Annotated in this window: 11 protein-coding genes; 4 read left to right on the top strand and 7 right to left on the bottom strand. The window is 71.4% G+C overall.

The genetic code is table 11. From position 1 onward, the window contains the following. Positions 1 to 282: 282 nt before the first annotated feature. Positions 283 to 1,368, bottom strand: a complete 1,086-nt coding sequence (locus ACWC5C_RS16205) for a branched-chain amino acid aminotransferase (protein ID WP_450876011.1) — start codon at positions 1,366 to 1,368, stop codon at positions 283 to 285. A 205-nt stretch (positions 1,369 to 1,573) separates the two neighbouring features. Further along, positions 1,574 to 2,611: a 3-isopropylmalate dehydrogenase gene (locus tag ACWC5C_RS16210; RefSeq protein ID WP_450876012.1), complete on the bottom strand. Its 1,038-nt coding sequence runs from the start codon at positions 2,609 to 2,611 to the stop codon at positions 1,574 to 1,576. A 130-nt stretch (positions 2,612 to 2,741) separates the two neighbouring features. Here ACWC5C_RS16210 and ACWC5C_RS16215 point away from each other — a divergent pair, with 130 nt between their 5' ends. Continuing rightward, entirely contained in the window at positions 2,742 to 4,325 is a 1,584-nt protein-coding gene (locus tag ACWC5C_RS16215; RefSeq protein ID WP_450876013.1) for a purple acid phosphatase family protein, read from the top strand. A 36-nt stretch (positions 4,326 to 4,361) separates the two neighbouring features. Here the strand turns inward: ACWC5C_RS16215 and ACWC5C_RS16220 are convergent, their stop codons facing one another. The 3 genes from ACWC5C_RS16220 to ACWC5C_RS16230 all read right to left on the bottom strand — a co-directional run bounded on the left by ACWC5C_RS16220 (position 4,362) and on the right by ACWC5C_RS16230 (position 7,581). Beyond that, on the bottom strand, positions 4,362 to 4,502 hold the full coding sequence (locus tag ACWC5C_RS16220; RefSeq protein WP_385446848.1) for a hypothetical protein: 141 nt from the start codon (positions 4,500 to 4,502) through the stop codon (positions 4,362 to 4,364). Between the two features lie 463 nt (positions 4,503 to 4,965). Continuing rightward, positions 4,966 to 6,597: an L-glutamate gamma-semialdehyde dehydrogenase gene (pruA, locus tag ACWC5C_RS16225; protein ID WP_385446849.1), complete on the bottom strand. Its 1,632-nt coding sequence runs from the start codon at positions 6,595 to 6,597 to the stop codon at positions 4,966 to 4,968. Between the two features lie 57 nt (positions 6,598 to 6,654). Further along, positions 6,655 to 7,581: a proline dehydrogenase family protein gene (locus ACWC5C_RS16230; RefSeq protein WP_385446850.1), complete on the bottom strand. Its 927-nt coding sequence runs from the start codon at positions 7,579 to 7,581 to the stop codon at positions 6,655 to 6,657. Between the two features lie 167 nt (positions 7,582 to 7,748). Between ACWC5C_RS16230 and ACWC5C_RS16235 the strand changes: the two genes are divergently transcribed. Continuing rightward, a complete protein-coding gene (locus ACWC5C_RS16235; protein WP_450876014.1) occupies positions 7,749 to 8,969 on the top strand; it encodes a PucR family transcriptional regulator in 1,221 nt (406 codons plus the stop codon). On the opposite strand, the gene ACWC5C_RS16240 is transcribed toward ACWC5C_RS16235, so the two are convergent. Then, positions 8,947 to 10,182, bottom strand: a complete 1,236-nt coding sequence (locus ACWC5C_RS16240) for a serine hydrolase domain-containing protein (RefSeq protein ID WP_450876015.1) — start codon at positions 10,180 to 10,182, stop codon at positions 8,947 to 8,949. The two genes, ACWC5C_RS16235 and ACWC5C_RS16240, sit on opposite strands and share 23 nt — an antisense overlap. A 161-nt stretch (positions 10,183 to 10,343) precedes the next feature. Here ACWC5C_RS16240 and ACWC5C_RS16245 point away from each other — a divergent pair, with 161 nt between their 5' ends. Beyond that, positions 10,344 to 11,300, top strand: a complete 957-nt coding sequence (locus ACWC5C_RS16245) for a glycoside hydrolase family 6 protein (protein ID WP_450876016.1) — start codon at positions 10,344 to 10,346, stop codon at positions 11,298 to 11,300. A 4-nt stretch (positions 11,301 to 11,304) separates the two neighbouring features. Beyond that, positions 11,305 to 12,714, top strand: coding sequence for a pectate lyase family protein (locus ACWC5C_RS16250; RefSeq protein ID WP_450876017.1), 1,410 nt, complete (start codon positions 11,305 to 11,307; stop codon positions 12,712 to 12,714). 6 nt (positions 12,715 to 12,720) lie between these two features. Here the strand turns inward: ACWC5C_RS16250 and ACWC5C_RS16255 are convergent, their stop codons facing one another. Next, on the bottom strand, positions 12,721 to 14,226 hold the full coding sequence (locus ACWC5C_RS16255; RefSeq protein ID WP_450876018.1) for an MFS transporter: 1,506 nt from the start codon (positions 14,224 to 14,226) through the stop codon (positions 12,721 to 12,723). Positions 14,227 to 14,290 lie beyond the last annotated feature (64 nt).

Below are 14,290 nucleotides of genomic sequence, written 5' to 3' on the forward strand. Positions count from 1 at the left end.
CTCCTATGATCCCGCACGCTCCGCCTCCGGTGGGATGGTCCGGAAAACGAAAAGACCCCTCGCGGGTGCGAGAGGTCTGCGCGCGGGTCTGGGGCACGGTGGTCGCGTCGTACCGGGTCGTACGGGGCGATCACTGCGGACCGGCGCGCCTGCTGCCAATAATCATGGCGAACGAGAGCACGGTGGCAGTCAAGCACATTTCCGCCCCCGTGCTCCCATCCGTCTCAGGATGCGGGCTTTCGGCCCTTAAAGGACTGAGCCTCCAAGGGCCGGGCCAACGCCTCAGCCCAGGCGGTGCAGCCAGCCGTGCGGGTCGGGGGCGGCACCGGTCTGGATGTCCAGCAGCGCCTTGCGCAGCTTCATCGTGACCTCGCCGGGCTCCCCGTCGGCCACCGTCCAGCCCGCGCGGGCGGACTTGACCGAGCCGACCGGGGTGATGACGGCCGCGGTGCCGCAGGCGAAGACCTCGGTGAGGCTGCCGTCCGCGTTCCCCTCGCGCCAGTCGTCGACCGAGATCCGGCCCTCGGCGACCTCGTAGCCGAGGTCCTCGGCGATCCGCAGCAGCGAGGCACGGGTGATGCCGGGCAGCAGCGAACCGGACAGCTCGGGGGTGACGATGCGGTCCCCGTACACGAAGTACAGGTTCATGCCGCCCATCTCCTCGATCCAGCGGCGCTCGATGGCGTCCAGCCAGACCACCTGGTCGCAGCCCTGCTCGGCGGCCTGCGCCTGGGCCACCAGGGAGGCGGCGTAGTTGCCGCCCGCCTTGGCGGTGCCGGTGCCGCCGGGGGCGGCGCGCACGTACTCCTCGGAGAGCCAGACGGAGACCGGCTGCACACCGCGCGGGAAGTAGGCACCGGCCGGGGAGGCGATCACGAGGAACAGGTACTCGTTGGCGGGCCGGACGCCCAGACCCACCTCGGTCGCGATCATGAACGGCCGCAGGTACAGGGACGACTCACCGCTGTCCGGCACCCACGCCTTGTCCTGGGTGACGAGGGCGTCGCAGGCCTGGAGGAACAGGTCGACCGGCAGCTCGGGCATCGCCATGCGGCGCGCGGAGGCCTGGAAGCGCTCGGCGTTCTGCTCGGGGCGGAAGGTGGCCACGGTCCCGTCGGGCTGGCGGTACGCCTTGAGCCCTTCGAAGATCGTCTGCGCGTAGTGCAGGGTCATGTTCGCCGGGTCGAGCGACAGCGGGGCGTACGGCGCGAGCTGGGCATCGTGCCAGCCGCGGCCCTCCGTCCACTTGATCGTCACCATGTGGTCGGTGAAGTGGCGGCCGAATCCGGGGTTGGCCAGGATCTCCTCCCGCTCCGCGTCGGAGAGCGGGTGCGAGGAGGGCTTGAGCTCGATCGAGGGCGTCGTCATGAGTGGTAGTCCTTCACTTCCGTTGTGGCGGACCGCGCTCACACCATCCTGCCCGTGATCGGTACTAGGACGTCCAAGCTTCCCTGCACACGGCGGCCCCACGAGCGATTATCGCTGACGTGGGGCCGGGGGTTGAAGCATGCGTGCGAAGTGCGCGGCCCGAGGTCGATGTTCGCACCCAGCCGCGCGACGGCGCAGGCTGGGGTCAGCCGGATACTCGCGCGGCGAGCGCGTCGCCGATCTCGTCGGTGGTACGCGCCGCGTCCCGCTCGGCGAGGTCCTCGGCGACGGCCGTCTCGATACGGGCGGCCTCGTCCGGGTAGCCGAGGTGCTGGAGGAGCAGGGCCACCGACAGGATGGTCGCGGTCGGGTCGGCCTTGCCGGTGCCCGCGATGTCCGGCGCGGAGCCGTGGACCGGCTCGAACATCGACGGGAAGGCGCCGGAGGGGTTGATGTTGCCGCTCGCGGCGAGCCCGATGCCACCGGTGACGGCGGCGGCGAGGTCGGTGAGGATGTCACCGAAGAGGTTGTCGGTCACGATCACGTCGAACCGCTCCGGCTGGGTGACGAAGAAGATCGTCGCGGCGTCGACGTGCAGGTAGTCCGTGGTGACGTCCGGGTACTCGGCGCCGACCTGGTCGAAGATGTTCTTCCACAGGTGACCGGCGTGCACCAGGACGTTGTTCTTGTGCACGAGGGTCAGCTTCTTGCGCGGGCGGCTGTTGGCGCGCTCGTACGCGTCCCGGACGACGCGCTCGACGCCGTACGCGGTGTTCAGGCTGACCTCGGTGGCGACCTCGGCCGGGGTACCGGTCCGCAGCGAGCCGCCGTTGCCCACGTACGGGCCCTCGGTGCCCTCACGGACGACGACGAAGTCGATGTCCGGGCGCCCGGCCAGCGGGGTCGCGGTGTTCGGGAAGAGCTTCGACGGACGCAGGTTGACGTAGTGGTCGAAGGCGAAGCGCAGCTTGAGCAGCAGCCCGCGCTCCAGCACCCCGGACGGGACCGACGGGTCGCCGATCGCGCCCAGCAGGATCGCGTCGTGGTCCTTCAGCGACTCCAGCTCCGCGTCCGGCAGGGTCTCGCCGGTGGCGTGCCAGCGCTGGGCGCCGAGGTCATAACTCTTGGTCTCCAGCTTCACGTCCTGAGGAAGGGCGGCGCCGAGGACCTTCAGGCCCTGGGCCACGACTTCCTGGCCGATACCGTCACCGGGGATCACTGCGAGGCGAATGCTGCGCGACATACCAGGACCCTACTCCCGCGTCCCACCCCATGACACCGGCCGTCCGCCATACGGACAGATCGCCGACCGGACAGGCCGCGTTCACCCGCAGTACGGAGTGATGTCGTCCGCGCGGGGGAGATTCCGGATCATGCATACACCACGGTTCGGCATTCCGGAGCCGCTCGCGAACCGGATGACCATGGCGGAGCAGCACGAGTACCTGCGCGACGCCTTCCCCCGCCGACGCGTGCTGCGCGGGGGCGCGGCGACGGCCGGGGCGGCCGCGGTGGCGCTCGGCGGCGCCGGGTGCGCCGGGGCCACCGCGTCCAAGCCGTCACCCGCGGCGGACGCCCGTCCCGCGGCGCCGAAGGTGGACGGCGCTCTGGTGGCCCCGTTCGGCCGCCATCTGGCGCTCGGCGCCGAGCCGACGACGCAGATGCGGGTCTCCTGGCAGGTGCCGTTCGCGGTGCGGGGGCCTTATCTGCGGATCGGCCCGCGGCCGACGGAGCTGACCCGGAAGGTCGAGGCCGAGGTCCGCCATCTGCACACCCCGTCGCTCGGCGAGAAGCTGCCCGCCGTCGACCAGTACTACCTGCACGCCGCGGTGGACGGCCTGAACCCCGGCACCACCTACTACTACGGCGTCGGCCACGAGGGCTACGACCCCGCCGACCCGCGCCACTTCACCGCGCTGGGCACCTTCCGCACCGCCCCGAAGCGGCCGGAGAAGTTCGTCTTCACCGCCTTCGGCGACCAGGGGGTGAGCTATGACGCGCTCGCCAACGACCAGTTGATCCGGGGTCAGAACCCGTCGTTCCATCTGCACGCCGGGGACATCTGCTACGCGGACGACACGGGCCACGGCGAGAAGTCCGACCTGTACGACGCCCGGGTGTGGGACACCTTCCTCGCCCAGACCGACTCGGTCGCGGCGAGCGTGCCGTGGATGGTGACGACCGGGAACCACGACATGGAGGCCTGGTACTCCCCCGACGGCTACGGCGGACAGCTGGCCCGCTGGTCGCTCCCCGACAACGGGCCCGACCCCCGCAAGGCGCCCGGGATCTACTCGTTCGTCTACGGCGGGGTGGGCGTCGTCGCGCTGGACGCCAATGACGTCAGCTACGAGATCACCGCCAACAAGGGCTACACGGGCGGCGACCAGACCCGCTGGCTGGACCGGCGGCTGAAGCAGCTGCGGGAGCGGTCCGACATCGACTTCCTGGTGGTCTTCTTCCACCACTGCGCGTACTCCACGACCAGCTCGCACGCCTCGGACGGCGGGGTGCGCGACGAGTGGGTGCCGCTCTTCGAGAAGCACCAGGTGGATCTGGTCATCAACGGCCACAACCACGTCTACGAGCGCACCGACGCGATCCGCGGCGGCAAGGTGGCCCGGAAGGTGCCGGTCGGCGGGAGCGCGGACGCGGTGCGCGACGGGATCGTGTACGTCACGGCGGGCGGCGCCGGGGCGGACCTGTACGAGTTCCCGGTGCCCGACAGCTACGAGGGGCACGTCAAGGACCTCGACGAGGTGAAGAGCTACCACTGGACGAAGGACGGCGAGAAGAACAAGGACACCGTGGAGTGGTCACGGGTCCGCTACACCGGCTTCTCGTTCCTCGCGGTGGAGGTGGAGCCGGGCACGAACCCGCGGCTGAGCGTCACGGCGCTGGCGGAGTCCGGTGAGCGGGTGGACCACTTCGAGGTCACCCGCTCCCGCCGCCGCTGAGGGGCGGCTCCGGGGCTTGGCGCCCCGGCGCCCGGCTCAGTGACCGGTGGCGCCGCCGTGACCGGTGGCGCCGCCGTTGTCGCGGCGGTCGAGCGCGCGCTGCAGCGCGGCGGCGGCGTTCCGCCGGTCGGTGTCGTCGCTCTTGCGGCGGATCCTGCGGATGGTCTGCTCGGCCATGGTTCACGTCTCCTCTGCTGAACCCCGGCGCGCGGCCGGGAGGTATCCCCGAGAAGGTGGCTGCCGTAAAGGGGCGGGGGCCGGGGTGCGGGCAGGGATCACCTGCGCGAGTGCACCGGGCCACGTCCGCCATCGCTCGATGGAGCGGGACGTTCGGCTTCCACAAACGTAAGGGAGCAGAGCGTCAGTGTCTGCAGAATTAGTCGGACGTCCTACTATCTGAGACGAGCAATGGCCGAGGCCGACCCCCGTCCGACCTCGACCATGGCTGGTTATCGACGTAAACTGCGGTAAATAACGCTGACTTGAATGCATGACGCTAGCATTCGGGCGCCTCGGGCGTCCACAGGTTTATGCCGTTTCACCCCCTCTTCACGCACGCCGCCCCCGACCGGCTCGCAGCCTGGTCGGGGGCGGGGCCCTGGGGGCGGGACCCGGGCGGCGCGGGGGTGCGCCGGACGGGTCAGCCCATGTGCGGGTAGCGGTAGTCCGTCGGCGGGACCATCGTCTCCTTGATGGAGCGGGTGGAGGTCCAGCGCATCAGGTTCTGCTTCGCGCCCGCCTTGTCGTTGGTGCCGGACGCGCGGCCGCCGCCGAAGGGCTGCTGACCGACGACGGCCCCGGTGGGCTTGTCGTTGATGTAGAAGTTGCCGGCCGCGAAGCGCAGCGTCTCGCAGGTCGCGGCGGCCGCGGCGCGGTCCTGGGCGATGACGCAGCCGGTCAGGCCGTACGCCGACGCCGACTCCATCTGCTCCAGCATCGCGTCGTACTCGGCGTCCTCGTACACGAAGACACCGATGATCGGGCCGAAGTACTCGTCCTTGAAGATCTCGTTCTCCGCGTCGGTGGAGACGAGCACGGTCGGACGGACGAAGTAGCCCTCGCTGTCGTCGTACGTGCCGCCCGCGACGACCTCGATCGTCGGGTCGGACTTCGCGCGGTCGATCGCCGCCTTGTTCTTGGCGAAGGAGCGCTCGTCGATGACCGCGCCCATGAAGTTGCCCAGGTCGGTGACCGGGCCCATGGACAGGCCGTTGACCTCGGCGGCCAGCTCCTCCTTGAGGCCGTTGTCCCACAGGGAGCGCGGGACGTAGGCGCGGGAGGCGGCGGAACACTTCTGGCCCTGGAACTCGAAGGCGCCACGGGTGATCGCCGTCTTCAGCACCGCCGGGTCGGCGGACGGGTGGGCGACGATGAAGTCCTTGCCGCCGGTCTCGCCGACCAGCCGCGGGTAGGTCTTGTAGTTCTCGATGTTGTTGCCGACCGTCTTCCACAGGTGCTGGAAGGTACGGGTCGAGCCGGTGAAGTGGATGCCCGCGAGGTCCGGGTGGGTCAGCGCCACCTCGGAGACGTCCTTGCCGTCGCCCGTGACCAGGTTGATCACGCCCTTGGGCAGCCCGGCCTCCTCCAGCACCCGCATCAGCAGCACGGCGGCGTGGGTCTGGGTCGGCGAGGGCTTCCAGACGACGGTGTTGCCCATCAGGGCGGGGGCGGTGGGGAGGTTGCCCGCGATCGCCGTGAAGTTGAAGGGCGTGATCGCGTAGACGAAGCCCTCCAGCGGCCGGTGGTCGCTGCGGTTCCAGACGCCCGGGGCGTTGGCCGGGGGCTGCTCGGCCAGGATCTGGCGGGCGAAGTGGACGTTGAAGCGCCAGAAGTCGATCAGCTCACAGGGAGTGTCGATCTCGGCCTGCTGCGCGGTTTTCGACTGGCCCAGCATGGTGGAGGCGGCCAGCGTCTCGCGCCACGGGCCGGACAGCAGGTCGGCGGCCTTGAGGATGATCGCGGCGCGGTCGTCGAAGCTGAGCGCGCGCCACGCCGGGGCGGCGGCCAGCGCCGCGTCGACCGCGTCCTGGGCGTCGGCCTTGGTGGCGTTCCCGTAGGTGCCGAGGCGGGCGGCGTGGTTGTGCGGCTGTACGACGTCGAACCGCTCACCGCCGCCGAGCCGCTTCTCGCCGCCGATGGTCATCGGCAGGTCGATCGGGTTGTCGGCCAGCTCCTTGAGCTTGGCCTCCAGACGGGTGCGCTCGGCGCTGCCGGGGGCATAGGTGTGCACCGGCTCGTTCACCGGCACGGGGACCTGGGTCACAGCGTCCATGATGGCCGTTGTCTCCTTTGTCGTGGTGGTCGTCGTGGTGTCGTGAGCCGAGGGCTGTCAGCCGCGGCCGACGAGCGAGCGCAGGAAGAACGCGAGGTTCGCGGGACGCTCGGCGAGCCGCCGCATGAAGTACCCATACCAGTCTGTTCCATACGGGACGTAAACCCGCATACGGTGACCTTCCGCGACCAGCCGCTCCTGCTCGGCCGGGCGGATGCCGTACAGCATCTGGAACTCGTACTCGTCCAATTTGCGGCCCATGCGGTGGGCGATGTCCTGGGCTATGGCGACCATGCGCGGATCATGCGAGCCGATCATGGGGTAGCCGTCGCCGGACATCAGGATCTTCAGGCAGCGCACAAAGGCGCGGTCCACCTCGCGCTTGTCCTGGTACGCGACCGACGCGGGCTCGTTGTACGCGCCCTTCACCAGCCGTACCCGCGAGCCTTCCCCGGCGAGCGCGCGGCAGTCGTCCTCGGTCCGGAAGAGATACGACTGGACGACCGCGCCGGTCTGCGGGAACCGGGTGCGCAGCTCGCCGAGGATCGCGAGGGTGGAGTCCACGGTGGTGTGGTCCTCCATGTCGAGGGTGACCGTCGTTCCGGCCGCCGCGGCGGCCTCCACGACCGGGGTCACATTGGCGAGCGCGAGGTCATGGCCGCCGGGCAGGGCCTGGCCGAAGGCGGAGAGCTTCACGGACATCTCCGCGCGGGCCCCGAGCGACTCCGCGGCGAGCGCCTCGGTCAGCGCCAGATAGGCGTCCCGGCTGCGCAGTGCCTCGGACCGGTCGGTAACGTCCTCCCCGAGGTGGTCCAGGGTGACCTCCAGGCCGCGCGAGGCGAGCCCGCGCACCGCGGCCACGGATTCGGCCAGCCGCTCACCGGCGACGAACCGATCCACCATGGGTCGGGTGACCGGCGCGGCGGACACGATCCGGCGGATGGCAGCACTGCGCGAAGCAGCGAGCAGCACGGGTCCCAGCACAGGGCACCTCCACGATGACGGCCGGCGAACGGCTCCAACAACTCACCGTGAAACCTAAGGATCGCGCGGAATCGGGGCCATCGACAGCTGTCACGCATCCGTGTCCGGGATCTCAGACACCTGTATGAGAGGCTGAGGCGATATTCGGGGAAGGAGGCCGGGACGCCATGCGCGAGGACTATCAGCAGCTGGTGGACGAGATCACCGCGACGCTCGGCGCGCCCGCGACCCTGGAGAACCGCGACTTCGCCCTGATCGCCTTCGGCGCGCAGGACAGCGACGACGCCGAGGAACCGACCCTGGACCCGGTCCGGACCCGATCCATCCTCCAGCGCCGCTCGACGGCGGCGGTGCGGGCCTGGTTCGAGGCGTTCGGGATCGCCCGGGCGCAGGCCCCGCTGCGGATCCCGCCGGACCCGGGGGCCGGGGTCTTCATGGGCCGCATCTGCCTGCCGGTGCGGCACCGCGGCGTCGTCCACGGCTATGTCTGGCTGCTGGACGACGGCCACCTCTCCGACCTGGAGCTGGGCGGCCCCACGACACCCCCCGACCCGCGGCTGGTCCGGGCGATGGAGACCACGGCCCGGATCGGCGCCCTGCTGGCGGCCGAGGCGCGGGCCGGTGAGGAGCTGGGCGAGCTGCTGCGCGAACTGCTCACCGGGCCGCCCGCCGCCCGCGACGCGGCCTGCTCGGGCCTGCACACCGCGCTGCGCGGCGCGGCCGACGGGCCGATGGCGCTGGTCGCGGTCCTGCCGTGGGTGCCGGACACGGGCGAGGACGAGGACCACCCGGGCCTCCCCCACCTGCCGGGCATCGCCGCGGCCTGTGTGATCCCCGACGAGACGGCGCTGGCCGCCCTGATCCGGCTGCGCGCCCCCACCTCCCTGGGCCCCGCCCGGGCCACCGCGGAACAGCTCCTCCGCTCCCCCCGCACGGCCGCCCCCGACGAGCCCGCACCGGCGTGCGGCGGCGGCCGGGAGAGCGCCGCCGGGGTCAGCGAGGCGCGGCGCGGGCTGGACGAGCTGCCCGCCGCGTGGCGAGAGGCGCTGGCCGCCGCCCGGGCCGCGCGGGCGGACGCCCGGTTCGACCCGATCGCGGAGTGGACGGCCATCGGCCCGTACCGGCTGCTGGCCACGCTCCCCCAGGCCGCCCCCGACGCCGCCGTACGCCCCCTCCTGGAGCGCACCCACGCGGAACTGGCCCGCACCGCCGAGACGTTCCTCGACTGCGCGGGCCAGGCGAGCCGTACCGCCCAGATGCTCGGCATCCACCGGCAGACGCTCTACTACCGCCTCTCCCGGGTGCGCCAGCTCACCGGCCTGGACCTCGACGCGGGCGACGACCGGCTACTCCTCCACATGGCCCTCAAGGCCGCCCGGCTCCGCTAGGCGGTGTCGTGCCGCAGAACTCCGCCTCGATGGCTGCTTGTTGGAGTTTGCCGTCGCCCCAGTCGCCGTTCTCGTTGATCGTGAGGATGTGCTCGCCGTCGGCCGTGGCCGCGGTCCGGGTCGCGTTGCCGAAGATGTCGCCCGAGTGCCCCCAGACCGTCACGCCGCACGCCTTGAGCTTCTGCGACCTGATGCCGAGTCCGTACGACCTGCCGTCGCCGAGGTCGTGGCCGGTGAGCATCTCCTTCTGCAGGGCGGGGGGGAGCAGTTCGCCGCCCAGCAGGGCGCGGAAGAAGACGTTCAGGTCGCGGGCGGTCGAGATCATCTCACCGGAGGCTCCGGCGATCGAGGGGTCGAACTCGGTGACGTCGTAGGACCGGGCGCCGGGGCCGTCGACGAAGAGCGTGGAGTAGTGCCGCCCGTGCGGGCCGGGCACCCACGGCGAGGTGCCGGGCAGCGAGGTCCCGCGCAGGCCGAGGGGCTTGATGATGCGGCGCTCCACTTCGGAGGCGTACGTATGGCCCGTGGCCTTCTCGATGACCATCCCGGCCAGGATGTAGTTGGTGTTGGAGTAGCCCCAGCCCTTGCCGGGACGGAAGTCCGGCTCCCGCGCGAGGGCGATGCGCACCAGCTCCTCGGGCGTGGCGCCGTCGTACCGGTGGTCGAAGAACGCGGTGCCGGTGTACTTGGCCCGGAACGTGTCGTCTTCGAGGTAGTGGTAGAGCCCGCTGGTGTGCTGGAGCAGCTGGCGCAGGGTGATGAGGCTCCCGTCGTTGCCGTTGCCGCGCACCAGGCCGGGCAGCCACTTCTCCACCGTGTCGTCGAGCGACAGGCCGTACGCGGGGTCGGCGGCGAGCTGCAGCAGGACGGTGGCGGTGAAGGACTTGGTCACGCTGCCGATGCGGAACCGATCCTGCGGCAGCCGCGGGCGTCCGCTGCGGCGGTCCGCCACGCCGGAGGTGCCGTTCCAGGTCTTGTCCGCACGGTCGGCCCTGGCCAGGGCCCCGGGGACCCCGGCGCGGGTGATCGCGTCGAGGGCGTCCTGCGTCGCGGAGTGCGGGGAGGGGCGGGAGGCGGTGTGCGGGGAGGCGGTGTGCGGGGAGGCGGTGTGCGGGGAGGCGGCGGCCGGGGCGACCGCCGTCGCGACGACCGCTCCCGCCAGGGCGAGTGCGGCCAGAGCGCGGGGCAGGCGGGATAAAGCATGCGATTCCATGCGAGGTCCTCCGTTATCGGATGAATTCCGGTATGAAGAAAGACTCCGAACCGCGGCCGAGGGTTGACTCCGCCCGCGGCAACCTTCCCGCGCGCGGCGGCAACTCATACGGAACGCACCCCGCTCCCCGTCCCCCGGGTCCGCGAGAGGACTGATGCACCGTGCGCATCATCAGAGCGTTAGCGGCCGCCGCGCTCGCCACCACCTTCCTGGTCGGCGTGGGCCACGCGCCCCGCGCCGCCGCGGGCGAACTGCCCTCCGCCACCGCCTTCTTCAACCACCCCGACTCGCTCGTCAACAAGTGGGTCGCCGCCAACCCGAACGACTCCCGCCGGGCCCGCATCGCCTCGCGGATCGCGTCCCAGCCCCAGGCCGTCTGGTTCTCGCGGTACACCCCCGGCACCGTCACCGAGGACGTCCGCAAGATCACCTCGGCCGCCGCCGCCAAGAACCAGGTGCCCGTGCTCGTCGCGTACCAGCTCCCCAACCGCGACTGCGGCGGCGCCTCCGCGGGCGGCGCCCCCGATCTGGCGAGCTACGACGCCTGGGTCCGCGGCTTCGCCGCCGGGCTGGGCGGCGGGGCCTCGGTCGTCATCCTCGAACCGGACTCGATCGCGCTCATCAGCTGTCTGTCGCCCGCCGAGCTGAGCGGCCGCTACGCCTCGCTCGCGCGCGCCTCCGCCGCCATCCACGCCGCCGCGCCCAAGGCCCGGGTGTACTTCGACGCCGGTCACTCCGCCTGGAACAGCCCCGCAGTCCAGGCCTCCCGGCTGCGCTCGGCGTCCGTGCTGAGCAGCGGCGACGGCATCTACAGCAATGTCTCCAACTACCGCCGCACCGCCGAGGAGGTGGCCTTCGCCAAGGCCGTGCTCGCCCAGCTCGGCAGCTCCTCGGGCCTCACCGCGGTCATCGACACCAGCCGCAACGGCAACGGCCCCGCGCCCGACAACGCCTGGTGCGACCCGCGCGGCCGCAAGGTCGGCGAGAACCCCACGGCCAACACCGGCGACCCGGCGATCGACGCCTATCTGTGGGTCAAGCCGCCGGGCGAACTCGACGGCTGCGCCGGGGCGGCGGGGGCGTTCTCGCCGGACTACGCGTACGAGATGGCGGGCTGACCGGATGCGCCGACGCGCGTACGCCGCGGCGGCCGCGCTCCTGTGCGCCCTCCTGGGCGCACCGGGCGAGGCCGCCGCGGCGCCTCCGGTCGCATCGGGCTGGGCCACGGCGGGGTCCGGCACCACCGGAGGCGCGGGCGCGGCGCCCGACAGCGTCCATGTGGTGCGCACCCGCGCCGAGCTGAAGACCGCCCTCGCCAACCACGGCGATCCCACCGCCCCCAAGGTGATCCGCGTACGCGGGCACCTGAGCGGCAACGAGAGCGACGACGGCCGCCTCCTGGGCGCCCAGGACTACGCCCCCGGCTGGGACTTGCGGCGCTATATGGACTGCTTCGGCCCGGACGGTACGGCGTGGAGCGACGACCGCTACGAGTGGTGCAAACGGATGCGCACGCTCCGAGTCACCGGCTCGAACGCCCAGAAGCAGCGGATCCAGCTCACCGTGCCCAGCAACACCACCATCCTGGGCACTGGACGGGACGCGGCCCTGCTCGGCGTCTATCTGACCGTCAACACCGGCCGGAACATCGTCATCCGCGACCTCCGCCTCGAAGCCCCGGTGGACCACTTCCCCAGCTGGGACCCGGGCGACGGCGCGACCGGCGCCTGGAACGCCCGCTTCGACGCGCTGTCGGTCGTCACCGGCCGCAACATCTGGATCGACCACTGCGCCTTCTCCGACGGCCGCTACCCCACCAGCCGGGCCACCGTCGGATTCCACGGCAAGCGCGTCGAACACCACGACGGGCTGCTGGACATGGAGGACGGCACGGACTTCGTCACCGTCTCCTACAGCCGCTTCAGCGACCACGAGAAGACCCTGCTGATCGGCTCCGGCGACGGCAAGGGCGACCGCGACCGCGGCCATCTGCGGATCACCTTCCACCACAACCTGTTCTCCGACACCGCCCAGCGCAGCCCCCGCGTCCGGTTCGGCCACGTGCACACGTACAACAACTACTTCCGCGGCTCCACCGACGACCCCGACTACCCGATGCGCGGTCAGGCCCTCGGCGGCAGCTCCTACTTCCTCGGCGCCGGGCTCGAATCGAAGATCGTCTCCGAATACGACGTCTTCACCCACACCGGCCCGGGCGCCTCTCCCGACATCACGGTGACCACCTTCCACGGCCACCAGTTCTCGGCCACCGGCGCCTCGTACAACGGCCGCCGCGTCGACCTGAACCGCATCGCCCGAGCGAAGTTCGAGGCCGAGGCGGCCCAGGCCCGAGCCGACGCCGAGTCCACGGGCACCCCACCCCCCGAATGGGCCCTGCGCACCTTCACCACCGACCCCGGCTGGACCCCCGCCGCCATCTACCCCTACCGCCCGCGGCACTCACCCCGGGCGGTCATCCGGACGGTGCTGCGCGAGGCGGGCCCGACCCTCACATCCGGTCGCTCCCGGTGACACGCGTCAGCCCAGATGGACGGGGGCGGCCGGAGCGTCGTGGGCGGGCTTGTCGTGGGACGGGCGGGGGGTGTTCATCAGTACGCCCACCACCACCGCCGCCGCCGTGAGGATCACAGACGACCAGACGAACGCGTGGGAGAAGCCCTCGACCAGGCCCTCCTTCGCGGTGTCCGGTGTCATGCGGCGGGCGTGGTCGTGGAGGTAGTCGGCGGTCGCGCTGGTGGCGATGGTGTTGAGCATCGCCGTGCCGATCGAACCGCCGATCTGCTGGGCCGTGTTCACCGTGGCGGAGGCGATGCCCGCGTCCCTGGGCTGGACGCCGTGGGTCGCGTAGTTCATCGAGGGGGCCATCACCAGGCCCATGCCGAAGCCGACGAGGAGTTCGGAGGGCAGCACGCCCGCCGCGTACGAGCTGGTGGCCTCCAGCGGGACCAGCAGCGCCACCCCGGTGGCCGCGATCAGCAGCCCGGGCACCACCAGGACCCGGGGCGGCACCTTGGGGATGAGACGGACGGCGACACCGCCCGCGGCGGCCAGCACCGCCGCGGTCATCGGCAGGAAGGCCACGCCGGTGACCAGCGCCGAGTACCCCTTCACGATCTGCATGTAGTACGTGAGGAAGAGGAACATCGCGAACATGCCGACCACCGAAAGACCGACCGCCAGATAGGCACTGCCCCGGGTGCGGTCCGCGATCACCCGGATCGGCAGCAGCGGCTGGGCGGCGCGCCGCTCCACCAGGACGAAGGCGGCGAGCAGCACCACGCCCAGCGTCAGCAGCCCCGTCACCAGCCGGGAGTCCCAGCCCTCCGACTCGGCCTCGCTGCATCCGTAGACCAGCGACACCAGACCGGCGACGGCCAGCAGCACACCGGGGATGTCGAAGCGCGCCCGCCGCTCGGCGGGCCGGTCGGCGGGCAGGACGGACCAGCTGAACGCCGCGAGGACGGCGATCGGCACGTTGACGTACAGGCACCAGCGCCAGTCCAGGTACTCGGTCAGCAGCCCGCCGACGACCAGGCCGATCGCGCCCCCGCCCGCCGCGATCGCCCCGAAGATGCCGAACGCCTTGGCGCGCTCGCGCGCCTCGGTGAAGTTCACGGCCAGCAGCGACAGCGCCGAGGGCGCGAGCAGCGCGGCGAAGGCGCCCTGGAGCGCACGGGCCCCGAGGAGCATGCCGAGCCCCTGGGCGGCGCCGCCGAGCGCGGAGGCGCAGGCGAAGCCGATCAGACCGACCAGGAAGGCGCGCCTGCGGCCGGTGTAGTCGGCGATCCGGCCGCCGAACAGCAGCAGGCTGCCGAAGGCCAGGGTGTACGCGGTGATGACCCACTGCCGGTCGCCCGCGGAAATGCCCAGGTCGCGCTGGGCGGAGGGCAGGGCGATGTTCACGATGGTGATGTCGAGAACGATCATCAGCTGGGCGAGGCCGATGAAGAGCAGGGCGAGCCAGCGCCGGGGGTTGGGCGCGGGCGCCCCAGCGGCGGGCGATATGGCTGAGGGCTCGGACATGGCGGTGCCTTTCTGGTGACGCGTATGGCTCGCCATCTTATTCAACACCTGATGAAAAAGAACC

Source organism: Streptomyces sp. NPDC001700 (assembly GCF_053596435.1).